The organism is Aliamphritea spongicola, from assembly GCF_017051665.1.
Classification (GTDB): domain Bacteria; phylum Pseudomonadota; class Gammaproteobacteria; order Pseudomonadales; family Balneatricaceae; genus Amphritea; species Amphritea spongicola.
This window is the reverse complement of sequence record NZ_JAFIDL010000002.1, coordinates 60,742-85,374: the sequence shown is the minus strand read 5'-3', so window position 1 is coordinate 85,374 and position 24,633 is coordinate 60,742. Positions and strand designations below refer to the sequence as shown.

The window sequence follows — 24,633 nt, the reverse complement described above, 5'->3', positions numbered from 1 at the left end:
CGGCCGCGGTATCAGTTCCTTAGGGTTAGGGTGTTCACCTGATACTGCCGGTTTACAGCCCGGTTCTTGCGCTGTTCAGCCAACCGGCTGACGGAAAAATCGTTCATGCGACGCATCGTTCTTATCAGGAGTTAATAATGAAAATAATTACCAAAATTCTTGCCACAACCCTTATCAGTGCCCTGCCTTTTGCCTCCGTTATGGCCGGCGAAGCGCTGGACCGGGTCATGGATAAAAAGCTGCTGAAAGTAGCGACAGATGCCAACTGGGCGCCGCAGTCGTTCTTGAACGAGAAGAATGAAATGGATGGCTTTGATGTCAACGTGGCGCAGGAAGTGGCTAAGCGTCTGGGTGTTGAAGTTGAGTTTGTGACCCCGGCCTGGGATATCATCACCGCTGGCCGCTGGAATGCCCGCTGGGATCTGTCGATCGGATCAATGACGCCGACCACTGAGCGTGCCAAGGTGCTGACCTTCCCAGCCGTTTATTACTACACGCCAGCGTCTTTTGTGGTGCATAAGGATTCCGATGCCACCGACGTTGCTGACCTGAACGGTAAAAAGGTCGGTGTAACCACCGCCAGTGTACATGAGCGTTATCTGCAGAAAGATCTGATCATCGACGCTGAAGGTGTGCCGGCATTTGATTATCTGGTCGATACTGATTTCATTAAGTCTTACGAGTCTTCCAACGTGGTACTGGATGATCTGCGTCTGGGTAACGGTTCCCGTCTGGACGGTGCTCTGACCAGTGTGCCGACCATTAATGAAGCCATGAAGAATAACTACCCGATTAAGCCACTGGGTAAGCCGGTGTTCTTCGAGCCGCTGGCGCTGGCGATTGATAAAGGTGACCAGGAATTCAGTGATAAGCTGGCAGCAATTGTGGCTGAAATGCGTGCGGACGGCACCTTATCCAAGCTGTCTCAGAAGTGGTACAACTACGACTACACCAGCACTAACTAAGCCGCTGTACTTCTATTAAGCCGCTCATCCGGGCGGCTTATCTTCATGCAGTATTCCACCGTCTTGCTGTTGTCCCGGGCTGAACCGGACTAAGCTGGAATCTGTTGTTCTTATTGATATGTCTCCGGGCTGTTTTCAGACAGTGCCGGCTGTTGTAAAACAGCCTGTTTCCGGATTTTTTAGCGGTGTAATTTATGTATCAGGATACGGTGCAAGAGGCCAGACTACTGAGTAAAACGCCATTCGTGGTGGCCTTGTATGCATGTTTTTTTGTGTTGCTTTTTTTGCTCGATCTTTCCGGCACCGGCTTTGCCGAACTGCTGGCACCGGCCATAGGCAGTGACAGTGAAGGCGGGTTGTATGCGCGCTTTGTCACCAGTGTGACCTTGTCAGCCATCATTACCCTGAGCATCTGGCTGATCGGCAAAATGAAGTTTAATGCGCAGCGGATCACCGTCTGGCTGATTATGGCCGGTCTGTTTATGCTGTTTTTCACCAGTTTTAACCTGAGCTTTGAGTTTATTCAGAGCAAGATCTGGTTCATGGTGTCGCAGGGTATTCTGACAACCCTGTATATTTCCGTGGTGTCGATTTCGATTGCCTCAGTACTGGCGATTATCGGTGCCGTTGCCAAGTTGTCCTCCAATGGCTTTGCCAATGGTCTGGCGAGTTTTTATACCTCTTTCTTCCGTGGCTTACCGCTGCTGATGCAGGTGTATCTGATTTATCTGGGTCTGCCGCAGCTGGGCTTTGTGATTGACGCGGTGCCGGCGGGTATTCTGGCATTGTCCCTGTGTTACGGCGCCTATATGACGGAAATCTTCCGGGCCGGTATCGAGAGCATTCCGAAGGGGCAGTGGGAAGCGGCCCGTTCGATCGGCTTTAAGTTTGGCCTGACCATGCGCCGGATCATTTTGCCCCAGGCAATTCCGCTGATTATTCCGCCGACCGGTAACCAGTTCATTGCCATGCTGAAAGACTCTTCACTGGTATCGGTGATTGGTGTCTGGGAACTGATGTTCCTGGCCCGTACCCTTGGCCAGAAAGACTTCAAACATATGGAAATGCTGATTACTGCCGCCATGCTGTACTGGATCCTGTCGATGGTGCTTGAGTACGCGCAGTCCCACATTGAACGCCGTTATCGCAAGGGGTAAGCCATGAATTCTGTATCCAAGCCAGAGGTGGCTGTAAAACCAATCGTCGAACTCAAAGATGTGAATAAGTGGTACGACGACTTCCATTGCCTGAAAGATATAAACCTGTCGGTGACCCCCGGTGAACGGATCGTTATCTGTGGCCCTTCCGGTTCCGGTAAATCCACGATGATTCGCTGCATTAACCGTCTGGAAGCCCATCAGTCCGGGGAAATCATTGTGGATGATGTGGTATTGCATGAGCATATGCAGGGCATTGATAAAGTGCGTTCTGAAGTGGGCATGGTGTTCCAGAGCTTTAACCTGTTTCCCCATATGACCATTGCAGAAAACTGCATGGCCGGCCCTATGTGGGTGCAAGGGGTGCCTAAGGAAGAAGCCCGCCGGATGGCTATGAAGTATTTGGAGCGGGTGAGGATTCCGGAGCAGGCGGACAAGTACCCGGGGCAGTTGTCCGGTGGTCAGCAGCAGCGGGTAGCGATTGCCCGCAGCCTGTGTATGAAGCCAAAGCTGATGCTGTTTGATGAGCCCACTTCAGCACTGGACCCGGAAATGGTGTCCGGGGTGCTGGATACCATGATTGATCTGGCTAAAGAAGGCATGACTATGTTGTGTGTGACCCACGAAATGGGCTTTGCCCGTGAAGTGGCAGACCGGGTGATCTTCATGGCCGACGGTGAAATCGTTGAACAGAACACCCCGGAAGAGTTTTTCGATAACCCCCGGGAAGAGCGCACCCAGCAGTTTCTCAGTCAGATTCTGTAAGGGCCAGACGCACTATAAAAAGCAGCTTCGGCTGCTTTTTTTGTTTGCGGGCTTTATTTACCCGCCGGGGCGGTGCCGGCCAGGTTAGTAGAGAGCGGGTCGGTCTGGTGGGTTTCATCCAGAATCCAGTTGCGGAACCGCTCTGTCTTGGCGTTACGGTTGCCCTGTGGATACGCCAGATAGTAGCCGTTATCGGTGGCTTTACGCATTGGATAGGCAATGGCCAGTTTGCCGTTACGGATGAACTCTGCCGCATATGACGCCCGGCCAATGGCAATGCCCAGCCCGTCAGCGGCGGCCTGAAGCACCAACTGGCGGCTGTCCAGATCAATGCGGTGCTTAATCTCCGGCAGGCTGTAGCCGGCATCTTTAAGCCAGTCCTGCCATTCATTTTCGTTCCGGCTGTAGTGGATCAGGCTGAAGTTATCAGCCAGCTCATTCAGCCGTTCCATCGGTGGCAGACGGGACAGCAGGTCCGGATGGCATACGATAAACAGTTCTTCGTGCATCAGGAATTCGGCTTTCAGGCCCGGCCAGTGACCCCGGCCGTAGCGGATGCTGATATCAATATTGGCAGAGAGCAGGTCAACCGGGTCATCGGAGTTGATCAGTTTGATGTCCAGGTCCGGATACATGGCCTGAAATTTTGGCAGCCGGGGCAGCAACCAGCAGGCCGCCAGTGTATGGGTGAGGTTCACCCGCAGGGTCTGCGGATCACCGTGGCGGGCCAGCCGGGCACCGGCATCTTCCAGCTGTTTAAAAATGCTTTGCACGGTTTGCAGGTATTCTTCACCGGCGGGGGTCAGGGATGACTTGCCCCGGTCACGGTTAAACAGTTTGGCCTGCAGAAAGGTTTCCAGGGTGCGAATCTGATGGCTGACCGCAGAGGGGGTCTGGCAGGCTTCTTTTGCAGCCGCCCGGAAACTTTCGTGGCGGGCGGCGGTTTCAAAGGCTCTCAGGGCAGCAAACGGAGGCAGATCTCGGCGCATTTTCAGGTGGTACCGCAGGGTAATTAAAGTGTTTCAATCCTAGCAGCCGGGTAGGGCAACTGGCCAGCAGGTCAGAGGCTTCCGGTACCGGAAAAGAAGAATATTATGCGTCGTCGTCAGGCAATTTTTCGATAAATTTATCGTTTTTTTGCAATAAGTGATGTAAAAAGCCCAGCCCTTTTTCCTGATTGGGGCGGGGGGGCTGATCAGCCGGTTAATAATCTTAATTTTCGATGACTTAAGTCTATTTTCCACTGATTTTCAGGGGGTGTTGTCGGATTTTATGCATAATCTGTCGCAAAATTATTCCATTGGTCGGTTTTTAATCATTATCGTGGTTTTTCTCTGCCAGGTAACTGCACAGCTACCCATCAATAAGAACAAATACAGAGGTGTGAATTTGGAAACACTGGCATTTATTGCTGAGAGCTGGTCACTGATTTTCAGCCTGACACTGGAGCATATTTCTCTGGTGGGCGTGGCGGTCGGACTGGCGATTCTGACCGGCGTACCTATCGGTATCGCCATTACACAGAATGAATCGGTGGCTGCTGTGGTGCTGTATGCTGCATCGGTCATTATTACCGTTCCTTCCATTGCCCTGTTTGGCCTGATGATTCCCGTGCTGTCGCTGTTTGGCCAGGGCATTGGCTATCTGCCGGCGGTGATTGCTGTTCTGCTTTATTCCCAACTTCCTATTATCCGTAATACCTATGCGGCGATTAACAATGTTGATCCGGCCCTGCGTGAGGCTGCCCGCGGATTGGGGATGACGCCGGTGCAACGGCTGCGGCTGGTGGAAATTCCACTGGCTGTGCCGGTTATTTTTGCCGGTATCCGCACCGCAGTGGTGATGAATATCGGGGTAATGGCCATTGCTGCTTATATCGGTGCCGGCGGGCTGGGCACGCTGATCAGCCGGGGCATCACCCAGACCGATCCGCGCCAGCTGATTGCCGGGGCACTGGCGGTCAGTCTGTTAGCCATTATTGCCGACTACGGCCTGCTGTACTGCCAGCGAAAACTGACGCCTAAAGGTGTATCGGCCTGATACAGACCTGTCAGGATTTCTGAGAATTTAATCAATAAGAGAGTGTCCCGTGATTCAGTTAGAGAACCTCACAAAAATATTCGAGACACCGGACGGCGTGGTTACCGCGGCGGATAATATCAATATGACCGTGCCGAAGGGCGAGATCTGCGTATTACTCGGTCCGTCCGGCTGCGGTAAAACCACCACTCTGAAAATGCTTAACCGGATCATACCGCCAACATCCGGCCGGGTGATGATTAACGGCGAAGATACCAGCACACTGGATACTATCACTCTGCGCCGTAACATCGGTTACGTGATCCAGCAAATCGGCCTGTTTCCTAACATGACCATTGCGGAAAACATTGCCATTGTGCCCCGGCTGCTGGGCTGGGAGAAAAAGCGCTATCTGGCCCGGGCTGAAGAGTTACTGGCGATGGTGGCCCTGGAACCGAAGACCTTTATGCAGCGCTATCCCCGGGAGCTTTCCGGTGGTCAGCAACAGCGGGTGGGGGTTATCCGTGCACTGGCGGCTGATCCGCCGGTGATGCTGATGGATGAGCCTTTCGGTGCGATTGATCCGATTAACCGGGAGGTTATTCAGGATGAGTTTCTGAAGATGCAGGAAGAACTGCAGAAAACCATTCTGTTTGTCAGCCACGACATCGATGAAGCGGTGAAAATGGCCGACAAGATTGCCATCTTCAACGCCGGTAAGCTGATCCAGTTTGATTCACCGGACGCCCTGTTAGCTCACCCCTGCAATAAGTTTGTAGAAGACTTTGTCGGTACCGACCGTACGCTTAAGCGCCTGAGACTGGCGAAAGTGGCCGATGTGATGACCCCGGCACCCACGCCGGTGAAGCCGGATGATGATTTGCAGACGGCGCTGGAGATCATGCAGAACAATGATTATGTAGCGGTGACCATGGTGGATACCCTGGGACGGCCGATTGGCTCGATTACCCGGGATCTGGCCACCGCCAAGCGGGGCCGTTGCGGGGACCACTTCCATGGGTTGCGGGCCATTGCCCGGGTGGATGATGACCTGCGCAGTGTGGCCTCTGCCATGTTCAGTAAAGACACCACTTGGATGCCCTGTGTGGACGATGAAGGCATTTTCCGGGGTGAGATTTCCCAGCGGGGCGTGACCCATTATCTGGGGGCAACCTACCGCAGCCGTGAAGCTCAGCAGTCGGGTGTTCAGCATGGTGAAGTCTAAAAAGGTTTTGTTCTGGCTGGTGACGCTGCTGGGGGTATTTTACCTCGGCGTGGTCAGCCAGAGCAGCGGTCTGATTGATGACTTCCTCTATTACTGGGAAGACATCGTCTATCTCAGCGGGCAGCACATGCAGTTGTCGGCGATGTCTGGCGGAGCAGCCATTCTTCTGGCGGTACCACTGGGTATCTGGCTGAGCCGGCCGGCCTGTAAGCGCATTGCTGAACCGGTCATGCAGGTGCTGAATATTGGCACCACGGTGCCGACGCTGGCGATTCTGGCGCTGTCGATGAGCTTTCTCGGCATTGGTTCGACCCCGGCGGTGTTTGCCTTGTGTGTGGCTACCTTGCTGCCGATTGTGCGCAATACCTATGTGGGGCTGCTGGCGGTACCGGATCACCTCAAAGAAGCGGCAAACGGGATGGGCATGACTCCGGGGCAGATTCTGCTGCGGGTGGAGATTCCCAATGCCCTGTATGTGATTTTTGCCGGTATCCGTACCGCCCTGACCATCAACGTGGGCACCGTGCCACTGGCCTTCCTGATTGGTGGCGGTGGCTTAGGTGAACTGATTTTTACCGGTATTGATCTGGATGAAATGCCAATGCTGCTGGCCGGTGCGATACCGACGTCACTGCTGGCGGTGCTGGTGGATATCAGCGTCGGTGCGCTGGCATTTTTCATCGTTCCCAAAGGGGTTAATCCCTTACGGATGAATAAGTAAAGCCGGCAGACAAGGCCGGAGCACGAATAAAACAACGAAAAACAAGCAACGACAATTAAGGGTAGGGACCAGAGAATGAAAATAACAAAGCTACTGAAAACGCTGGCAGCCGGCATGTTTCTTACCGGTGCTGTACAGGCAAATGCCGAAGCACTGGTAGTGGGCGGTAAGAACTTCACCGAACAGCAATTACTGACGTCTATGACCAGCCAGTATCTGGCGGCGAAAGGCGTTGATGTAGACACCCGTGCCGGTATGGGCACCGCGGTGCTGCGTAAAGCCCAGGTGAATGGTCAGATTGATCTGTATTGGGAGTACACCGGTACGGCGCTGATCAACTTTAATAAGATCAAAGACCCTCTGAGCATGGAAGACGGCTACAACAAGGTAAAAGAGCTGGATGCTGAAAAAGGTCTGGTGTGGCTGAATCCTTCCAAAGTGAACAACACCTATGCGCTGGCTATGCGCCGTGGGGAAGCGGCTGACAAGGGTATTTCCAGCCTGTCTGATCTGAGTAAGGCGGTAAATGCCGGTGATGAGCTGCTGTTTGCCTGTAATGCTGAATTTGCTGCCCGTGCAGACGGCCTGAAGCCGCTGCAGAAGGCTTACGGCTTTAAGTTTGACCGTTCGCAGGTGAAGCGCATGGACACTGGTCTGACTTATCAGGCGCTGAAAGAAGGTCAGGTGAACATCTCACTGGTATTCGCCACCGACGGCCGTATCCCGGCATTTGATTTTGTTGTCCTGAAAGATGATAAGAACTACTTCCCGGTTTACGCATTAACTCCGGTTATCCGTGCTGAAGCGCTGGAAGCGAATCCTGCCTTAGAAGGTATGATGAATGAGCTGGCGTCCCGCCTGAATGATCAGAACATGGCGGAGCTGAATGCTAAAGTGGATGTGAACAAAGAAACCATCGAGAAGGTGGCTAAGGGCTTCCTGACCGAACAGGGTCTGATTTAAGCTTAACGGCCGAAGCATCTGACGCCCGGTTATGCCGGGCGTTTTCGTTTGCCGGTTTCACACAACGGGGTACTGAATATGAGTTTACGGGCTGGGGTGGCGCAGGTTGCGGTGACACTCGGCGATATTGCCGCCAATCTGCAAAAACACGAAGAATACATTACCGCGGCCCGGGATCAGGGCGTGGAGGTGCTGGTGTTTCCTGAGCTGTCACTGACCGGTTATCAGCTGGGGCGACAGGTGCCGGAAGTGGCGATGCAGGTGGCTGATCCCCGTTTGCTGGCGCTGGCAGAAAAATGCCAAGGCATTCAGGTGGTGTGTGGCTTTGTTGAAGAGGCTACACCCGGTGAATATTACAATTCGGCAGCCTGGCTGCGGGACGGGGAAGTTACCGCCGTGCACCGTAAGCTGAACCTGCCAACTTACGGCAGCCTGGAAGAGGGCAAGCTGTATACGCCGGGATCAGCGCTTAAAACTCAGGAAATAAATGCTAACTGGTCGGCTTTGTCGCTGATTTGCGCGGATCTCTGGAATCCCGGTCTGGTATATGCCGGTATGTTGCATAAACCTGAGGTGTTAATCGCCCCCATCAATTCGGCGGAAGGCGTTGTCAGTAATGAGTTTTCCAACCCGCAGAACTGGCAGACGAATCTTAGCTATATGGCCATGACCTATGGCACTCCGGTGATGATGGCGAACCGCTGTGATACTGAGCTGGAAGCCCGGTTCTGGGGTGGCAGTCAGATTCTCGGTGCACGGGGGGAAGTGCTGGCCCGTGCCGGCGAAGATGAAGTGCTGTTGGTGGCGGACATTGAGCGCAGCGACATTGCCGACGCACGGTTTGATTTGCCTACGTTGCGGGATGCCAATCCGCAATTAATCAGTCAGTTAATTGCGGACACGTAATGACGGACATTTAATTGTGGAGAGTCTCTAACGGATCTTAGCTGACGACGTTCAGGCCGGCGTGCAGACGGGTAATCCAGCCCCGGTCCAGCCAGCTGAACAGGGTTGTGAGCAGTTTCTCAGTTGGATCTGAGTTACTGATTTCGATGAGAAACTCTGCGGTCTGCTCTAGGTTATAGCCTTTACTGAAGGTTTCGTACATGGCCTGTTCGAAGCCGTCGAGGCTGGCAAACTCGGTGAGCCTGTCGCGGTTACGCCACAGGACCCAGTATTCATTACGGGCGATGGCATCCGGCGGGCTGCGGTCGGCTTTAAGATGCTGCCAGATATCCACCACGTTGTAGCCGGTAATAAAGGCTCTGACGCTGGGGTGGAACTCTACTTTCAGCTGGGCCCACTGTTCCGGGGCTATTCGGGTCAGGTCTTCCCGGCTGCACATATCGGCATCCATCGCATCAAAGGCGACCAGTAGCTCACGTTCAAAACGGGCGAATTCAGCAATTTGCGGATGAGGGCTGAAGGTTTCGTGTTCAGTGAGAAATTTCGGTAAACGGTCACCAAAATCCCTTAACGAGCGGAAAGTAGACGGATAAGCGGCAATATAGTCCCGTACCATTGTATTGAACATGTCATCGCCCAGGTACTTACCGAGGAGCTCGTGGTCGGTATCCAGGGTTTCCCAGAAACTGACCTGATAGGCATTGCGGTAAATGTGCAGCTGAATATCAACGCTGACTTTGCCGCGGTCCTGAATATGTTCATGGATATCCGAAGGTTTACCCATGATGTAGTCCAGCAGCTGTTGCTGGCGTTCCTGTAAATCGCTCACACAGCCTCCTGATAACGGGGTGTCAGTTGTTCAGGGCTGAGGGTTTCGTTGGCGATCTTGCGGGCAATTTGAAGTTCGCCGCGCAAATCTTCAAACGGCGGAATATTACCGTCCCGTTCGATCATGGTGCTCACCGGGCCAAAATGCAGCAGGGCTTCTTTATACAGTTCCCAGACCGGATCCGGTACGTCATGGTCATGGGTGTCGATAATGTAGTCGCCGTAGTCGGTGTGACCAGCCAGGTGGAACTGTTTTACCCGGTCGGCCGGGGTTTTCTTAATGTATTCCAGCGGGTCAAAACCGTGGTTTCGGGCGCTGACGTAGACATTGTTAACGTCGAACAGGATGTGGCAGTCGGCCCGTTCGGTCAGGGCGCCGAGGAATTCCCATTCAGGAATGGCTGAGTCGTCAAAGCTGATATAGCTGGAAGGGTTTTCCAGCAGTATTTGCCGGCCCATGTAGTCCTGTGCCTGCTTGATGCGTTCAACCATCAGATCCAGGGCTTCTTCGGTATAGGGAACGGGCAGCAGATCGTGGGTGTTGATACCGTTTATACCGGTCCAGCACAGGTGATCCGATAACCATTCCGGCTGTAATTCGTCGTGTAGTTGCTTGAGGCGTTTCATGTAGTCCATATCCAGCGGGTCGGTAGAACCCAGAGACATGGAAACGCCGTGCATCACCATTGGATAGTGTTCGCGAATGGCGTGCAGGTAGTATTTTGGCTTACCGCCATCCACCATGAAGTTTTCCGAGATGATCTCAAACCAGTCTATGTTTTTAGGTTTGGTTTCCAGTACATCGTGGAAATGATCCGTACGCAGACCCAGACCAAAGCCAAGAAAATCATTCGACATGAGAAGCATCCTTCATATTGCAGCGATTCAGCGATTATTGCACAAATAACAGTGGGGTATGTTGATGTTGCGCAATCTTCGTTACCAGGTGCCGGGGCGGCGGGAAGTGCCGGATGGCATAGCCTGAAACGAAATACGCGGATTATTGAAGCCTGAACATCAGTGGGCTTTCGCCCTGCGAGGTGAACCTGATAAAGACTTCAATAATCCGCATAACCTAAACCCCCGAAGGGGTCAGATGTTGTCCCCTGTGGGAAGCTTCTTAGGAAACTTTACCACCAACATCTGCACAGGCTTTAGCGCCCATTAATACGAAACCGGTACCTTTACAAGAACCCTGGCCAGCACATGCGTTGTTCGCGCCGCCACAGTCGTTGTGACCTTTACAAACGTTTACACCGTTACAGTGAACCAGGTCTGCTTTAGCCATTTCACCGCGCCAGTCGTCTTCAACCTTGCCGCCGATGTCAGCACAAGCTTTAGAAGGCATACCAACGAAACCAGAACCTTTACAAGAACCCTGGCCAGCACATGCGTTGTTCGCACCGCCACAGTCGTTGTGACCTTTACATACGTTTACACCGTAGCAATGTACCTTGTCGGTAGTGTTTGCATCTGCGCTTGCAGTGTCGTTAGTAGCAGCAGTTGCAGAACAGCCAGCCAGTGCAGCAGCCGCAAATGCAACAGAAGCGCCACTCAGCATAGGTTTGATATTTTTATTCATTTTTAAATCTCCTGACGGTAATAGACGCTTCTTGGATTCCAATTGAAGCGAGATATTGGAGTGCACACAGTGCCATATAAAATTAGTCCGCTTATATGAAACAAAACTGAAAACACACACTCTAAGTGATTCTTTGTACAGCCAAATTTTTTAAAACAGCGAAAATGAGTATAGCAGCTGGCTGAATTTTGGCGGGCGAAGCCGTGCTACATTGCCCATAATGACAGGGCTTTCAGCGATATGAGTGGGGCAAGGTTTTCAGGGCAGAAAAAGGCCTTGACGGTAGCAAAAAATTATCTGATTTTTTTTGCTCTGGCGGGAAACGAAACTGAAAAAAACGCCTTTTTTCAGTTTCACCGGCGGCTGAATCTGAAAAATTTTCCTTACAAAAGTCCCCATAATGTCTGAAAAATAATCTGCTGGGCGGCGGCAACTTCTTTTGAATCGATGACCACTGCGGTGGGATAATTGTGAGATGCCAGTGAAATAATCGCACATTTAGGCGGGTAGATTGCGATATAGGCAGCATCCACCGGGCCGTCGGTTTTAATCCATTTACGTTCACTCAGTTCTGCATCTTCACCGCCGTCACCGATGGCGATTACCTTTACTTCAATGCCCCGCTGAATCCGCTGCAAAGTAAAGTTTGGGAAGGGCCGGTACAGGTGTGCCCGGATTGGCTTGGAGGAAAAGATCGAATATTCCTTTTTCTCCTGTGCTGAAACGGTACTGAGAATGTCCCGTAATACCCATTCAATACCGGCGTCCCCTTCGTAATAGCTGACGTTAGCGGCATTAAAATCCGGCATCAGATGATGCATGTCAGGGATTACCCGGGTCTTTAGCTGTTCAATGGCCTGATCCAGGTTACGCTGTTTGTCCTGGGCCAGCTGGAGAAGGACGTCTGGCTCGCGGGGGGAGAACAGCCGCCGTTTGCCCTTGGGCAGATAGCTGATAACGCCCTTACTCTGTAATGCCTTAAGGCATTCGTAGGTGGTGCCCCGGTTGATGCCGGATTTTTCAGCAATGACCCGGATCGAACTGGGCCCTAATGCCAGCAGAGCACGGTAGATTTTGACCTCCCGTTTGGAAAGGTCGAGCAGTTCAAAAATCTGTTCATTCATAGCGGGTGATTTACGTCGTATTATTTGTCATTTTTTTTGTGACAATTTGTATTGCATCTGTACCTGTATCGCTTAAAGTGCAACCATTCATAAGGTTATGTCAATTGGAATTGACCTGACCCGGACAAAAAATTCTTTCAGGGAAGCCTCTGTTGTGACAACTCTTAATACGATAATTCTTGCTGCCGGCCAGGGCAGCCGTATGAAATCCTCATTACCCAAAGTGCTGCATAAAATTGCCGGCAAGCCGATGGTACAGTGGGTCATTGATGCTGCCAGCCAGTTACCGGCGAATAACGCCCATGTTGTTATTGGTCACGGGGCGGATCACCTTAAGGAAGCGTTGTCCGGCCAGCCACTGACATTTGCAGTACAGGCTGAACAGTTAGGTACCGGCCATGCGGTGGCGCAGGCGATGCCAAATATTGCCGAAGATTCCATTGCACTGGTGCTGTACGGCGATGTGCCGCTGACCAAAGCTGAAACCATGGCACGTCTGGTGGAAATTGCTGAACAGGGTGACTTTGCCCTGCTGACGGTGAAACTGGATGACCCGACCGGCTACGGCCGTATTGTGCGGGACGAACAGGCCCGGGTCAGTGCCATTGTTGAACATAAAGATGCCACCGCAGATCAGTTAGCCATTACTGAAGTGAACACCGGTATTCTGGCGGTTGCCGCCAGCAAACTGCATGAATGGTTGCCACAGCTGTCTTCCGATAACGCGCAGGGTGAATATTACCTGACGGATGTCATCGCCATGGCGGCGTCTTCCGGCATGACAATCACCACCATGCAGCCGGATACCGAACAGGAAGTACAGGGCATTAACAACCGTATGCAGCAGGCTGAGCTGGAGCGCTGGTTTCAGCAGCAACAGGCCCGCTCACTGATGGAGCAGGGTGTTACCCTGGCAGATCCGGCCCGGCTGGATGTCCGTGGTGATCTGACAGTTGGTACGGATGTCAGCATTGATATCAATGTGGTGTTCAAAGGTAAGGTTGTACTGGGTAATAACGTCACCATTGAGCCGAACTGTGTAATCGAAGACTCGGTGATTGGCGATGGCTGCCACATTAAAGCCAACTCTGTACTGGAGCAGGCGGAGCTGGCCGGTGATTCGGATATTGGTCCGTTTGCCCGTCTGCGTCCTGGCAGCCGTCTGGCGCTGGGTGCCAAGGTGGGTAACTTTGTTGAAACCAAGAAAGCGAACATCGGTGCAGGCAGTAAGGTGAATCACCTGAGCTACGTCGGTGATGCTGAAGTTGGCCCGGGCGCTAACATTGGTGCCGGTACCATTACCTGTAACTACGACGGTGTAAATAAGTTTAAGACGGAGATCGGTGCCGGCGCATTTATCGGCTCGAACAGTGCCCTTGTTGCCCCGGTGAAAATCGGTGAAAACGCCACCGTGGGTGCCGGTTCAACCGTCAGTAAAAATGTTAATGATGCAGAGCTGGCCGTGAGCCGGGCGCGGCAGACCAATATCAAAGGCTGGCAGCGTCCGGTGGACCAGAAAGCCGCTAAAGACCAGTAAGCACTGCATCAGAAGGAAGAACAGTTATGTGTGGAATCGTTGGTGCAATTGCCAGCCGAAATATCGCGGCTATCCTGCTGGAAGGCCTGAAACGTCTTGAGTACCGTGGCTATGACTCAGCCGGTATGGCCGTCTATAACGGGGCTGACAGCAGCCTGGCGGCGCTGAAGCGTCTGGGTAAGGTCGCCGAGCTGGCGAATGCCCTGGAAGAACAGTCTCTGCCCGGTGCGCTGGGGATCGCCCACACCCGCTGGGCAACCCACGGTAAGCCGGAACAGCGTAATGCGCACCCGCATCTGTCCGGTGATCGTATTGCCATCGTGCACAACGGTATTATTGAAAACCATGCTGAGCTGCGGGCTGAACTGCAGGCCGAAGGCTACAGTTTCCTGTCTGATACAGATACCGAAGTGGTTACCCACCTGATTCACCGGGCAGTGACTGCCGGTGCTCAGCTGGATGATGCGGTTAAAGCGACGGTGAAACGCCTGCACGGTGCTTATGCGCTGGCGGTAATTGACCGGCAACAGCCGGATCGCCTGATTGCTACCCGGATGGGCAGCCCGCTGGTCATCGGTGTCGGTGTGGAAGAAAACTTCATTGCCTCCGATCCGCTCGCTTTGCTGCAGGTGACTGACCGTTTCATCTATCTTGAAGAAGGTGATCTGGCGATCATCAGCCAGCATGATGTGCAGGTTGAAGATGCCAGTGGCCAGCAGACAGAGCGTGAAGTGCTGCAGTTTGAGCACGGCCATGATGTAGCTGATAAGGGTGAATACCGCCACTACATGCTGAAAGAGATTTACGAACAGCCGAAGGTGATTGATGCCGTGCTGGAAGGCCGCATCAGCAAGGGCAAGGTGCTGGAGCAGGTATTCGGCACCGAGGCCGGTGAACTGTTTGATCAGGTTAAGTGTGTCCAGATCGTTGCCTGCGGTACCAGCTTTAATGCCGGTATGGTGGCGAAGTACTGGATCGAACGTCATGCGGGTATCCCATGCATGGTGGATGTGGCCAGTGAATTCCGTTACCGCCGCACCGTTTGTTTGCCGGGCACCCTGTTTGTGACCATTTCACAGTCCGGTGAAACGGCGGATACTCTGGCGGCCCTGCGTGACGCCAAGACCCAGGGGTATCTGGCATCACTGACGATCTGTAACGTGCCGGGCAGTTCGCTGGTGCGGGAATCGGATCTGTGCCTGATGACCAATGCCGGGCCGGAAATCGGCGTGGCTTCCACCAAGGCTTTCACCAGCCAGTTAGTTGCCCTGATGCTGACCACCCTGATTCTGGCCCGCCGGACTGGCTTCGGCGAAGAAGCTGAAGCGGATATGGTGGCCAAGCTGGAAGGTCTGTCTGCGCTGTGTGATGAAGTGCTGAAGATGGATGCGGATATTCAGCTGATGGCTGAACGCTTCGTGGATAAAAACCACACCCTGTTCCTGGGCCGCGGTACGATGTTCCCGGTGGCTGTGGAAGGCGCCCTGAAGCTGAAAGAGATCTCCTACATTCATGCGGAAGCTTATCCGGCCGGTGAGCTGAAGCACGGCCCGCTGGCGCTGGTGGATGATAACATGCCGATCGTTGCGGTTGCGCCGAATAACTCATTGCTGGAAAAGCTGCAGGCGAATCTGGAAGAAGTCCGCGCCCGTGGCGGTCAGCTGTTCCTGTTTGCTGACAGCCGTATTCAGATTGAAGAAGGTGACGACAGCTGTTATCTGCTGAATATTCCGGATGTCTGTAAAGATATGGCGCCGATCGTGTATTCCATCCCGCTGCAGTTGCTGTCTTACTACGTGGCTGTGCTGAAAGGCACCGATGTGGATCAGCCACGAAATCTGGCGAAATCCGTAACGGTTGAGTAACCGATACTGTTTTGCAGTCATAAAAAATGCCGGCGTTCTCGCCGGCATTTTTGTTTGTGGTGGTAATGCTGAAAGCACTGAAGATCAGGTTAGCTTAAATGCACCCTGAATACCTTCAATGGCCATCTGGGTACCGATGACCGCCAGAATCAGGCCCATCATCCGGGTGATTACCTGCAGGGCATTTTCGCCGATAAAGCGTACTAAACGTTCGCCGGAGACAAAAAACACATAGGTGATGATACAGAGTACTGCGAACATGCTGACGGTGGTTACCAGCTCAGTGAAGCCGCCACCGGAGGCGAAGTTCATAGCGGTGGCGATGGTGCCGGGGCCTGCGAGAATCGGCATGGCCAGTGGTGATACAGCGACACCCAGTGCCGCTTCTTTGGCTTTGGCCGGGTCACAACCGTGGGGTTGCTGTACTTTGGACTGATTGCCCTGCAGCATATGAAATCCGATCAGAAAGACCAGAATACCGCCGGTAATCCGGAAGGCTGGCAGGCTCAGGCCAAACAGCTGAAAAATGTATTTGCCGGCTACCGAGAATACCGCAATGACGATAAAGGCAATCAGCAGCGAACGAAAGGCAATGGCCCGGGTGGTCTGGCTGTCGTCCTGACTGGTGAGGCCCAGAAAGACCGGCACATTGGCGATTGGATTCATGATGGCGAAAAAGCCCATGAATACGGTTGCAGCATGTAACGCTATGTTTTCCATGTTTTATTCTCTTTTTTATTAACCCACAGGTACCGCAAAAATCACAATATACAGCATGATCGCGGTGAGTATCAGGCTGCTGCTTTTCACCCGTGCGGAGTCGGTTGCCCGCCAGGCGACCAGACACTGCAGCGCATAGTAGGCAGCGAAAGCCCGGGAGGCCAGCGCCAGAATTTCAAAGGTATCGGCACTCCAGGTGAGCAGCAGGGCAAAGCCGGCGATCAGCAGGTAGCTGACCGGAGTGCTGATCCGTTTGGCAGAAATCTCACTGAGGTTACCGCTGGCGGCCAGTGTATCGGCAACCGCCGCGGAAAACTGGCTCAGTACCGCCGCAAAAATAACGGCCGCTGGCAGGAAGCCAAAGGCCGAGAGGCCTGCCAGTGTAATCAGGCTGTGATCATCGAATACCCCGTTCAGGGATGGCACCAGTGGCATGGCCAGCAATACAAACAGAATATAGATACTGGCGGAAATCAGCTGTGATTGCCGGGAGGCCTGAATGCGTAAATCTGCTGTGTACTGTTCGCCCAGATAGCGGGGTGTTTCAAAGCCCTGCACTACAATCAGGGTGCCGGCAATGATGCTGCAGGTCTGCCACAGGTCGTTAAACTGTGCAGCAGGCATCTGCAGGGCGTTCTGTTGCCAGGCCTGAAAATCGAACAGGCCAAAGCCTGCCAGTACCAGGGCGATCAGTATGAAGGTAACGTACAGTGCCCATTTTTCCATAAAGCCCAGCACCCCCAGCCCGCGCCAGATGCCCACACCGGCGATGATAATGATGACCGCAGAGGTCAGCAGGTTGTTATACAGCGGAGTATCCTGGCCAATGCCGGAGAGCACAAATGAAGCCAGTATATGCAGGTAGAGGGTAATGGAGATCACATAGGCGACGACAATGCTGATGTCGGCGCTGCGTTCAAGAAAGTTCAGGGTAGAGTCCTGGCCATCCGCTAACAGGGGCTCTGCGACCCGGATGTTATGCCGGATGATGCTGCCCACCAGATACGCCAGCAAACACACCGCTGCCATGGCAACTGTCATGTAGGGGCCGGCGCTTTGTGCCAGTACTGGCACGATGACCAGAAAGCCGCTGCCGAAGATAGATGCCAGCGGTGTGGCCAGCAATTCAAAGGGAAGACGGGAAAATGTTTGCATGGTCGAGTATCCGTTCAGGTCCACCGGCACAGGCTACAAAGGTTTTTATCTTGCATAAATATACTGAACGGTAGTGCAGTAAGGCTCAGGCCGGAAATTAGCAGGAGTTTTCTGAGTGCCGGCATGGGATTCTTGTATGTAAGAGGTGCCTGTCAGAACGCACTCGGGGTGAAGAGGCTCCGGATACACTTCCCCTGTATCCGGGGGATCGCGCCTGACAGGCAAACAGGGTCAGAAGGGATCAGGCTTCGTCGTCGAACTGGTCGATAACGTCGCTGACAACCACTTCAGGATTGGCGTAGCAGTAGTTGTAAACCCGCTCTACCGGTACGGAGACAAAGTCTTCTTCGGTCACTTCTTCAGGCATACCGTCGGCATCCGAAAAGCCTTCAATGTAGTAAACCGCTGTCGGTACGTTTTCATAGTCCAGCGCAACCAGCTGTTCGCAGGTGTAGGTATCCACAACCGTGACGGTTTCATCTGCTCCGGCCATTACAGCAGTCGCACCGGTGCTCAGCAGCACAGCGGTCAAGGGGGCGGCAATTTTCTTCAGGTTCATGACAGTTTCACTCTTTCCATATCGTGTTATTACATTGAATGGCACCGGGTATATTCACTTTCAGATGCCTGAGGCGCTATCCTAGGCGGGCGTCATCCTGCAATCTGTTAGATAGCTAACACGGAGAACTGAATTTGAGTCACTGGCATCTGGAATCACTGAACTGGCTGGACCGTCTGTCGGCGGATGATCAGGAGGCTTTACGCTGTGCCTCGCGAGTGATGGAGTTTGCGCCCCGTGAGATGGTGTTCACCCCAAACCTTGAAGCAGACGCGGTGTTTCTACTGGAAAAAGGTCTGGTGCGGATTTTCAGAACCTCTTCAAACGGCGGTGAATTTACCTTTGGTTTTATTAAGCCGGGGGAAATCTTCGGTGAACTGGCTGTTTTGGGTGATCGCCAGCGACGCAGCTTTGCCGAAGTGGTTGAGGCGGGGCTGGTGCTCAAAGTGTCCAGAGATGTCTTTCTGGATGTGATGCACCGTTCCGGGGAATTCAGCCTGGAGGTCAGTCAGCAGGTGGAGAAACGTTCTGACCGTGCCCGCTTCAGCATTGAAGATCTGGTGTTTAAAGATGCTCGCAGCCGGCTGGCCCGTAAGCTGCTGGAACTGGATGAAAAAAACCGGGCAGCCGCTGCCCGGGAAACAGCCGCGGTGAACTTATTGAAACTGACCCACGCAGATTTGGCTAAACTGACAGGTATGTCCCGGCCAACGGCGAGTATTGCCCTTGGTGAACTGGAAGACGACAGTCTGGTGGAGCAGCATGCCGGGGTTTTTGAAATCATCAACCGTGATGCTTTACAGCAAATTGCCTGTAAGGATTTGCGCTGACCGTTCCCTTCAATAACCTCTGCAGCGATTCTGCCGGCAGGAGGTTAGTATGCAGATATCCCAATTTACCCAACTGGCCCATGCCGGTGCGGTGACCAATATGCGGTTCTTTGAGTCAGGCTGCAGCCCGCTGGTCATCGAGTGTCAGTATGAATACCCCGGTGATGATAATCATGTGCCGATGAAGGCATTACTGCAAAATGATCAGGGCGATATCCTGACCTGTCAGAATATCACCCAGGCCTATGACATTTGCCGCAAGGCCGGGTTGCATAAAGCGGAGCTGGTACAGGTGATCCCCCATGATGAAGCCTGTGCCGGCTATACCCTGCGTGCGGAAGAACAGTCGATTCCGCTCGTTTTTTGAGAAGACTTTCTGAAAGGCCTTTTTGAAAAGTTAATTTGAAATGACTTTCTGAACAGCGTGTCTTGCAGGAGCAGTCTCAGGCGGATTATCCGGTGGTTTTTACCCGGCTGCGACAGGCCGGTCGGCTGGTTGTAAATTTGCGTTGAAAATACTGGCGAAACCCCGGGGGCTCAGCCAGAATAGCCGGATCACCGGATGATTTCCCAGCGATTAAACTGAGGCCACCATGGGCGCGTTACTCAAGCGTGTTTCTGCACTACTGCTAAGTCACGGCTGTTTGCTGATTGGCAACGGTCTGTTCATGACCCTGCTGAGCCTGCGCAGTAATCTGGAAGGTTTCTCCACTGAGCTGACCGGTATCATCATGAGTGGCTATTTCATCGGGCTGTTCTTTGGCGCGAGATATACCGGTTATCTGGTGGATCGGGTGGGTTATATCCGGACCTTCAGTGTCTTTGCTTCCATTATTTCAATGATCCCTCTGGCGCATATGCTCTGGACCGATCCGGTATTCTGGTTCGGCCTGCGGCTGGTATCCGGCTTTGCCATGGCCGGTTTGCTGATGGTCACCGAAAGCTGGCTGAACGCCGGGGTCAGTAACCAGCACCGGGGCGGCCTGCTGGCGATCTATATGATCGTTAACTATCTGGGGGCTGGCGGTGCCCAGCTGTTCTTGTTGCTGCAGGATCCAAGCGGCTATCAGCTGTTTGTCATGGCCTCCATCTGCTTTTCGTTTTGTCTGGTGCCGGTAGCCCTGACCCGGACCGCCGAGCCGCAGCCGGATCCGCCGGAGCCTCTGAAAATAATGCCGACCCTGCGGACCACGCCGGTGGGCTTTCTTGGCGCTGCCTGTGCCGGTTTTCTCAGCGCATCTTTTAACACCATGGGGCCGTTATTTGCCCTGCAGGTAGAGCTGAGTGCGGAGCAGATTTCCTGGTTTATGGCGTTGGGAATCTGTGGCGGGCTGGTGCTGCAAACGCCCATTGGCAAACTCTCGGACCGGATCGAGCGGCGCAAGGTAATTGCGGTGGTTGCCGGGCTGGTGGTGCTGATCTGTGCGGCAATCGCCCTGCAGGTTGAGTTCTATCTGCGGCCCGAGCTGTTGCTGGCGAGCAGTTTCTTATATGGCAGTCTGGCATTTACCATTTACTCACTGGCAGCGGCCCATGCCAATGACTGGGCAAAACCGGAGCGGCGGATGCAAACCGCCGGTGCGCTGATGGTGGGTTACAGTATCGGTGCAATCGCCGGCCCGCTGCTGAGCAGTAACGGCATCAGCTGGTTTGGCCCACAAGGGTTATTTGGCTTTATGGCGGTTGCCGCAGGCGTGCTGTCACTGTTCACACTGGGACGTGTATCAGCGCAGCATTATAAGCGTAAACGGGCCAAGCCACAGTTCGTACCCCGCCCGGGTTCTTACTATACCTCCGGTGAGCTGTACCGGGCGGTACAGGCGGAGTCTCAGCCGGTGCCTGAGGAGACCGTTGCTGACGGGGCTGATCAGGCAGCGGCGCAGACGTCTGATGATGCTGAACCGGAAGCTTCAGAAAAGCGCCCGGAGTAACGCGTCCTTCAGAACCGCAAGAATTGCAAAACCCGGTGGTGCTAGATTGGCTGGGTCGCTGAAGGACAGTTACAGGCCATATCCTGTGGTCTCAAAAACGGGGGAGTTATATTCATGAAACCGTGCCGCAATGCACTTTACCAGCAACGTTTTGCCAGAGTATTTGATTACATCTACGCCCATCTGGATGAGCCACTGGATTTGTATCAGCTGGCGGATGTTGCCTGCGTATCGCCTTACCACTGGCACCGGCTGTATCAGAGTGTCTATGGTGAAACCCTGGCTGTAACGGTTAAACGTTTACGGTTGCACCGTGCAGCCGGTGAGCTGGTGAATACGGCACGCAGTTTGGAGAAAATTGCCGCCGGGTCCGGTTATGCTGGTTTAGCTTCATTCAACCGTGCCTTCAGCGAGATGTATGGCATGCCTCCGGCCCGTTATCGGCAGGAAGGCAGCCATACGGCTTTTGTTGCCGCTGTACAGGCGGCGGCAGGTATCGCAATGGAGTCCGATGCAATGAATATGCACGATGTAAAAATTACTCACCAGGAACCGCTGGTGGTGACCGGCCTGAATCATCGCGGGTCGTATATGAATATCGGGAATGCTTTTGAGAAGCTGTTTGGCTGGTTTTTTATGCAGCATGCTGACCGCATGCCGGTTCGGATGCTGGCCATCTACTATGATGATCCCGCCAGTGTCGCGGAAGCGGATTTACGTTCAATGGCCTGCATGAGTTGTCTGGCAGATGTGGAATTGCCGGAGGGTTTTTCCCGGCAAACACTGATGGGAGGTGAGTATGCGGTGCTGCGCCATAAAGGTCCGTATGCTGATCTGGCCAGCGCGTATCAGTGGCTGTACGGTGTCTGGCTGCCCCAGTCCGGCCGTTTACCAGCCGACCAGCCCTGCTTTGAAGAGTATCTGAATAATCCCAGAGAAGTTGCGCCGGCGGAGCTGTTAACCGATATTTATGTGCCCTTAGCACCCGCGTAAAAAACTACTTCTCCATGAGTCACCGGTACGCTGAGCGTGTCGGTGGCCTTTCCCAGTTGATGAGGTTTCACCTCACTATTTTCTGTATTGCGCTGAATTTCTTCTCTTTGGCTGTTGAATGGTAGGAATACCCGCACGGCAGTCCCGTAGAATTTTCATAATCAATTTCCCGTACCGGTTGTTTACAGAGCGAGGATCTGATGTGCGGGTGAATGTGTCACCCGGTACAGCCGGTAAACAATAAGATCAGCAGTAACCTCTTGAAAGTAATGAGTTTTACTTTTTAGTCAGGTGACTGCACCGAAAAGGCAGCGACGATTATGTTACAACTCAACGGTACCCTGAGCCATTTCTCTAACCCGGCAGCGAGCCGCGAAAATGTTTATTCGGCTGCGCAGCGTGATGTTATCAGCGTTGCCCGTGCGGATGAGGCAAGCGCTGACATTAAAACCTGGCCTGCTTACGCGGAAACCCCTCTGCATGCTTTAAACGCAATGGCGGCGGCAATCGGTGTTGAGTCTGTCTGGTATAAAGATGAGTCTCAGCGTTTTGGCCTGAAGAGTTTTAAAGCGCTGGGCGGCGCGTATGCGGTCGCCCGTCAGCTGCAGAATGTACTGGAAGACCGCTTGGGTAAGCGTCCGACGATCAGCGATCTGCTGGGTGGTCACCTGAAAGATGAGCTGGCTGAAATTGTTGTCAGCTGTGCTACCGACGGGAACCACGGCCGTTCGGTTGCCTGGGGCTCTCAGATGTTCGGTTGCCGCTGCATTATTTATATTCACCGGGATGTTTCAGAAGGTCGTAAACAGGCGATGGAAGCCTTCGGTGCTGAAGTGATCCGTATTACCGGTAACTATGATGAGTCCGTTCGCCAGGCCGACAGTGATGCCAAAGCGAATGGCCGGATCATTGTGTCTGACACCAGCTACGAAGGTTACATGGAGATTCCTAAGGATGTGGCGCTGGGTTATACCGTCATGTTGTCTGAAATTGTTGAGCAACTGAACGGCGATATCCCGACCCATGTTTTCGTACAGGGCGGTGTCGGTGGTCTGGCATCAGCCGTTGCCGGTTATTTCTGGGATCTGTGGGGTGAGCGCCGTCCGCGTTTCATCATTGTGGAGCCGGAGCAGGCGAACTGCCTGCAGCTGAGTGCCAAAGCCGGTGAGCCGGTGGTGGTTGACGGTGATCTGGATACGCTGATGGCAGGTCTGGCCTGTGGTGAAGTATCTGCGCTGGGCTGGGAAATTCTGTCTAACGGTGCCGATGATTTCATGACCCTGAGTGAAGAAGCCGTTGCTGAAACCATGCGTTTGCTGGCGAAGGGGTACGAAACTGATCCGGCGATTGAAGCGGGTGAGTCTGCGGTACCGGGTCTGGCAACGGCGGTGATTGCCCGTCAGCAGCCGGAAATGGCTGCGGCACTGGGGCTGGATGCACAGAGTAAGGTGTTGGTGATCGGTACCGAAGGGGCAACTGATCCTGAGCTGTATCAGCAGTTGGTTGGCTAATTTTTAAGTTTTACTTTTGCTTTTTGAAGCCCTGCGATTAGGTTCGTGGGGCTTTTTTGTTGGCAGGATACTTTCTTTTTCTAATCTGCTGCTTTGCTGATGGTTTAAGTATTTTGATGGATTGGTGTTTTTCTTAACTGTTATTTTTAATCTCAGGCTGAGATGATCTTTTTCGCTTACGCGATTCAAGACCTTTGGAACCGCGCAAAGGTCTTAAAAATCTAAACGCGGCCCCCCGTTTGTCCGGCTTTGCCGGATTCCCTGTGCGTTTCATCATTGAATGGTGTCGCAAAAACTCAGTCGCTTTGCTCCTTCAGACAGTTTGCAACACTGATCATTCAATGACTGCAATGCTCGGCAGCACGGAAGGGAAAATCTGGAACTTCGTAGTAATGATGGTGCAGGCTTCGCAGGTAAGGCACTATAATTTTTGTGCTCTTTATCAATATCCTTCGGTAGCGGGTGAGGTTACTGAAAAGATGAAAGAAGGGTGGGATTTTCTTTTGGGTAATTACGATAGAATTTTTGAATGAACTAGTCAGCCCTTAGCTGAAGCGCTAAAGGCTATCCTTCTCTCCTTATTCTTCAGGTTTTTATTCTTCGAACATAGGCACCGACAGGCCGGTTTTGACTGAGTCCATCACCACATTGGTGTGGAAGTTACGGATGTTGTGGTTGTCGAAGAATACTTCCCGGGTAAAGGCTTCGTAATCTTCCATGTCCACCGCAGTAATCACCAGAATGAAGTCGGCACTGCCGGTGACGTAGTAGCACTGTTGTACCGCTGGGTTCACTTTCATTTCTTTTTTAAAGGCGTCCAGCAGGTCGGCCCGTTCCCGTTCCAGTGTCACCTGTACCAGTAATGTAACCCCGCGGCCCACGGCTTTCGGGTTAATCACGGCGATGTCCGCCTTAATGATGTTTTGCTCGCGCATCCGTTTCATGCGGCGCTGAACGGCGGCGGGAGAGAGGCCTACCTGTTCGGCAATCTGATCTGAGGTGGTGCGGTTCGAGACCTGAATGATCTCCAGAATTTTACGGTCGAAGCTGTCGATGTTGCTGGTGGGCGCTGATTTGGTCATATCGTGTTTCCACTGACTGTACGTTCTCCCTAAGGATACAGACTTGGGGAAAGAAGCGAAAATGACGGATTAAGCAAAGTGGTGAATTTCAGCAATATTTTGCAGATTTTGCGGTGAAGCTTCATTGCAGCACGGCTATTACAGGAATTTATGCAGCCGCGCCCCGTAATATGGAGTTATAGCCTGAACAATAAA

At 53.1% G+C, this 24,633-nt stretch carries 25 protein-coding genes; 16 read left to right on the top strand and 9 right to left on the bottom strand.

Annotated elements, in window-relative coordinates:
• The first annotated feature begins 137 nt into the window (after positions 1 to 137).
• The 3 genes from JYB63_RS07030 (at position 138) to JYB63_RS07020 (ending at position 2,887) form a co-directional block, all read left to right on the top strand.
• Positions 138 to 965: a transporter substrate-binding domain-containing protein gene (locus tag JYB63_RS07030; protein WP_207758331.1), complete on the top strand. Its 828-nt coding sequence runs from the start codon at positions 138 to 140 to the stop codon at positions 963 to 965.
• Positions 966 to 1,159: 194 nt separating this feature from the next.
• Positions 1,160 to 2,122: an amino acid ABC transporter permease gene (locus JYB63_RS07025; RefSeq protein ID WP_205657138.1), complete on the top strand. Its 963-nt coding sequence runs from the start codon at positions 1,160 to 1,162 to the stop codon at positions 2,120 to 2,122.
• Positions 2,123 to 2,125: 3 nt separating this feature from the next.
• A complete protein-coding gene (locus JYB63_RS07020) occupies positions 2,126 to 2,887 on the top strand; it encodes an amino acid ABC transporter ATP-binding protein (RefSeq protein ID WP_205657137.1) in 762 nt (253 codons plus the stop codon).
• Between the two features lie 53 nt (positions 2,888 to 2,940).
• Here the strand turns inward: JYB63_RS07020 and gcvA are convergent, their stop codons facing one another.
• Positions 2,941 to 3,876 (bottom strand): transcriptional regulator GcvA, encoded by a 936-nt coding sequence (gcvA, locus tag JYB63_RS07015; protein WP_205657136.1) that lies wholly within the window; start codon positions 3,874 to 3,876, stop codon positions 2,941 to 2,943.
• Positions 3,877 to 4,276: 400 nt separating this feature from the next.
• Here gcvA and JYB63_RS07010 point away from each other — a divergent pair, with 400 nt between their 5' ends.
• The 5 genes from JYB63_RS07010 (at position 4,277) to JYB63_RS06990 (ending at position 8,721) form a co-directional block, all read left to right on the top strand.
• Positions 4,277 to 4,927, top strand: a complete 651-nt coding sequence (locus JYB63_RS07010) for an ABC transporter permease (RefSeq protein WP_243431872.1) — start codon at positions 4,277 to 4,279, stop codon at positions 4,925 to 4,927.
• Between the two features lie 49 nt (positions 4,928 to 4,976).
• Entirely contained in the window at positions 4,977 to 6,131 is a 1,155-nt protein-coding gene (locus JYB63_RS07005) for a betaine/proline/choline family ABC transporter ATP-binding protein (RefSeq protein WP_205657134.1), read from the top strand.
• Complete coding sequence (locus JYB63_RS07000; RefSeq protein WP_205657133.1) at positions 6,118 to 6,852, top strand: ABC transporter permease; 735 nt, start codon at positions 6,118 to 6,120, stop codon at positions 6,850 to 6,852. The genes JYB63_RS07005 and JYB63_RS07000 overlap by 14 nt, the downstream gene beginning before the upstream one ends.
• Positions 6,853 to 6,927: 75 nt before the next feature.
• Positions 6,928 to 7,815 (top strand): glycine betaine ABC transporter substrate-binding protein, encoded by an 888-nt coding sequence (locus tag JYB63_RS06995; protein ID WP_205657132.1) that lies wholly within the window; start codon positions 6,928 to 6,930, stop codon positions 7,813 to 7,815.
• Positions 7,816 to 7,893: 78 nt separating this feature from the next.
• Positions 7,894 to 8,721 carry a nitrilase-related carbon-nitrogen hydrolase gene (locus tag JYB63_RS06990; protein ID WP_205657131.1) on the top strand — a complete coding sequence of 276 codons (828 nt, stop codon included), beginning with the start codon at positions 7,894 to 7,896 and terminating at the stop codon, positions 8,719 to 8,721.
• A 37-nt stretch (positions 8,722 to 8,758) separates the two neighbouring features.
• On the opposite strand, the gene JYB63_RS06985 is transcribed toward JYB63_RS06990, so the two are convergent.
• The 4 genes from JYB63_RS06985 to JYB63_RS06970 all read right to left on the bottom strand — a co-directional run bounded on the left by JYB63_RS06985 (position 8,759) and on the right by JYB63_RS06970 (position 12,255).
• The gene (locus JYB63_RS06985; RefSeq protein WP_205657130.1) at positions 8,759 to 9,550 is read right to left on the bottom strand and encodes an HvfC/BufC family peptide modification chaperone; all 792 of its coding nucleotides are present in this window, start codon (positions 9,548 to 9,550) and stop codon (positions 8,759 to 8,761) included.
• A complete protein-coding gene (bufB, locus tag JYB63_RS06980; protein ID WP_205657129.1) occupies positions 9,547 to 10,407 on the bottom strand; it encodes an MNIO family bufferin maturase in 861 nt (286 codons plus the stop codon). Before bufB ends, JYB63_RS06985 begins: the two co-directional genes overlap by 4 nt.
• 262 nt (positions 10,408 to 10,669) lie before the next feature.
• Positions 10,670 to 11,131 carry a BufA2 family periplasmic bufferin-type metallophore gene (bufA2, locus tag JYB63_RS06975; protein ID WP_205657128.1) on the bottom strand — a complete coding sequence of 154 codons (462 nt, stop codon included), beginning with the start codon at positions 11,129 to 11,131 and terminating at the stop codon, positions 10,670 to 10,672.
• Positions 11,132 to 11,514: 383 nt separating this feature from the next.
• Positions 11,515 to 12,255: a TrmB family transcriptional regulator gene (locus JYB63_RS06970; protein WP_205657127.1), complete on the bottom strand. Its 741-nt coding sequence runs from the start codon at positions 12,253 to 12,255 to the stop codon at positions 11,515 to 11,517.
• Positions 12,256 to 12,409: 154 nt separating this feature from the next.
• Between JYB63_RS06970 and glmU the strand changes: the two genes are divergently transcribed.
• Together glmU and glmS are read left to right on the top strand one after the other, a co-directional pair.
• The gene (gene glmU / locus JYB63_RS06965; protein ID WP_315981707.1) at positions 12,410 to 13,792 is read left to right on the top strand and encodes a bifunctional UDP-N-acetylglucosamine diphosphorylase/glucosamine-1-phosphate N-acetyltransferase GlmU; all 1,383 of its coding nucleotides are present in this window, start codon (positions 12,410 to 12,412) and stop codon (positions 13,790 to 13,792) included.
• Positions 13,793 to 13,818: 26 nt separating this feature from the next.
• Positions 13,819 to 15,657 carry a glutamine--fructose-6-phosphate transaminase (isomerizing) gene (glmS, locus tag JYB63_RS06960; RefSeq protein WP_205657125.1) on the top strand — a complete coding sequence of 613 codons (1,839 nt, stop codon included), beginning with the start codon at positions 13,819 to 13,821 and terminating at the stop codon, positions 15,655 to 15,657.
• Positions 15,658 to 15,741: 84 nt separating this feature from the next.
• Here the strand turns inward: glmS and JYB63_RS06955 are convergent, their stop codons facing one another.
• The 3 genes from JYB63_RS06955 to JYB63_RS06945 all read right to left on the bottom strand — a co-directional run bounded on the left by JYB63_RS06955 (position 15,742) and on the right by JYB63_RS06945 (position 18,091).
• Positions 15,742 to 16,377, bottom strand: a complete 636-nt coding sequence (locus JYB63_RS06955) for a MarC family protein (protein WP_205657124.1) — start codon at positions 16,375 to 16,377, stop codon at positions 15,742 to 15,744.
• Positions 16,378 to 16,395: 18 nt separating this feature from the next.
• Entirely contained in the window at positions 16,396 to 17,532 is a 1,137-nt protein-coding gene (locus JYB63_RS06950; RefSeq protein ID WP_205657123.1) for an Aq_097 family APC-type transporter, read from the bottom strand.
• Positions 17,533 to 17,773: 241 nt separating this feature from the next.
• Entirely contained in the window at positions 17,774 to 18,091 is a 318-nt protein-coding gene (locus tag JYB63_RS06945; RefSeq protein ID WP_205657122.1) for an HdeA/HdeB family chaperone, read from the bottom strand.
• A gap of 134 nt (positions 18,092 to 18,225) precedes the next feature.
• Here JYB63_RS06945 and JYB63_RS06940 point away from each other — a divergent pair, with 134 nt between their 5' ends.
• The 6 genes from JYB63_RS06940 (at position 18,226) to JYB63_RS06915 (ending at position 23,889) form a co-directional block, all read left to right on the top strand.
• Complete coding sequence (locus JYB63_RS06940; RefSeq protein ID WP_205657121.1) at positions 18,226 to 18,921, top strand: Crp/Fnr family transcriptional regulator; 696 nt, start codon at positions 18,226 to 18,228, stop codon at positions 18,919 to 18,921.
• Between the two features lie 49 nt (positions 18,922 to 18,970).
• A complete protein-coding gene (locus JYB63_RS06935; protein ID WP_205657120.1) occupies positions 18,971 to 19,288 on the top strand; it encodes a hypothetical protein in 318 nt (105 codons plus the stop codon).
• A 226-nt stretch (positions 19,289 to 19,514) separates the two neighbouring features.
• Complete coding sequence (locus tag JYB63_RS06930) at positions 19,515 to 20,852, top strand: MFS transporter (RefSeq protein WP_205657119.1); 1,338 nt, start codon at positions 19,515 to 19,517, stop codon at positions 20,850 to 20,852.
• A 114-nt stretch (positions 20,853 to 20,966) separates the two neighbouring features.
• Entirely contained in the window at positions 20,967 to 21,845 is an 879-nt protein-coding gene (locus JYB63_RS06925) for an AraC family transcriptional regulator (protein WP_205657118.1), read from the top strand.
• 320 nt (positions 21,846 to 22,165) lie between these two features.
• Entirely contained in the window at positions 22,166 to 23,356 is a 1,191-nt protein-coding gene (locus JYB63_RS06920; RefSeq protein ID WP_205657117.1) for a diaminopropionate ammonia-lyase, read from the top strand.
• Between the two features lie 263 nt (positions 23,357 to 23,619).
• Entirely contained in the window at positions 23,620 to 23,889 is a 270-nt protein-coding gene (locus JYB63_RS06915) for a hypothetical protein (protein WP_205657116.1), read from the top strand.
• Positions 23,890 to 23,949: 60 nt separating this feature from the next.
• On the opposite strand, the gene JYB63_RS06910 is transcribed toward JYB63_RS06915, so the two are convergent.
• Positions 23,950 to 24,438: an Lrp/AsnC family transcriptional regulator gene (locus JYB63_RS06910; RefSeq protein ID WP_205657115.1), complete on the bottom strand. Its 489-nt coding sequence runs from the start codon at positions 24,436 to 24,438 to the stop codon at positions 23,950 to 23,952.
• Positions 24,439 to 24,633 lie beyond the last annotated feature (195 nt).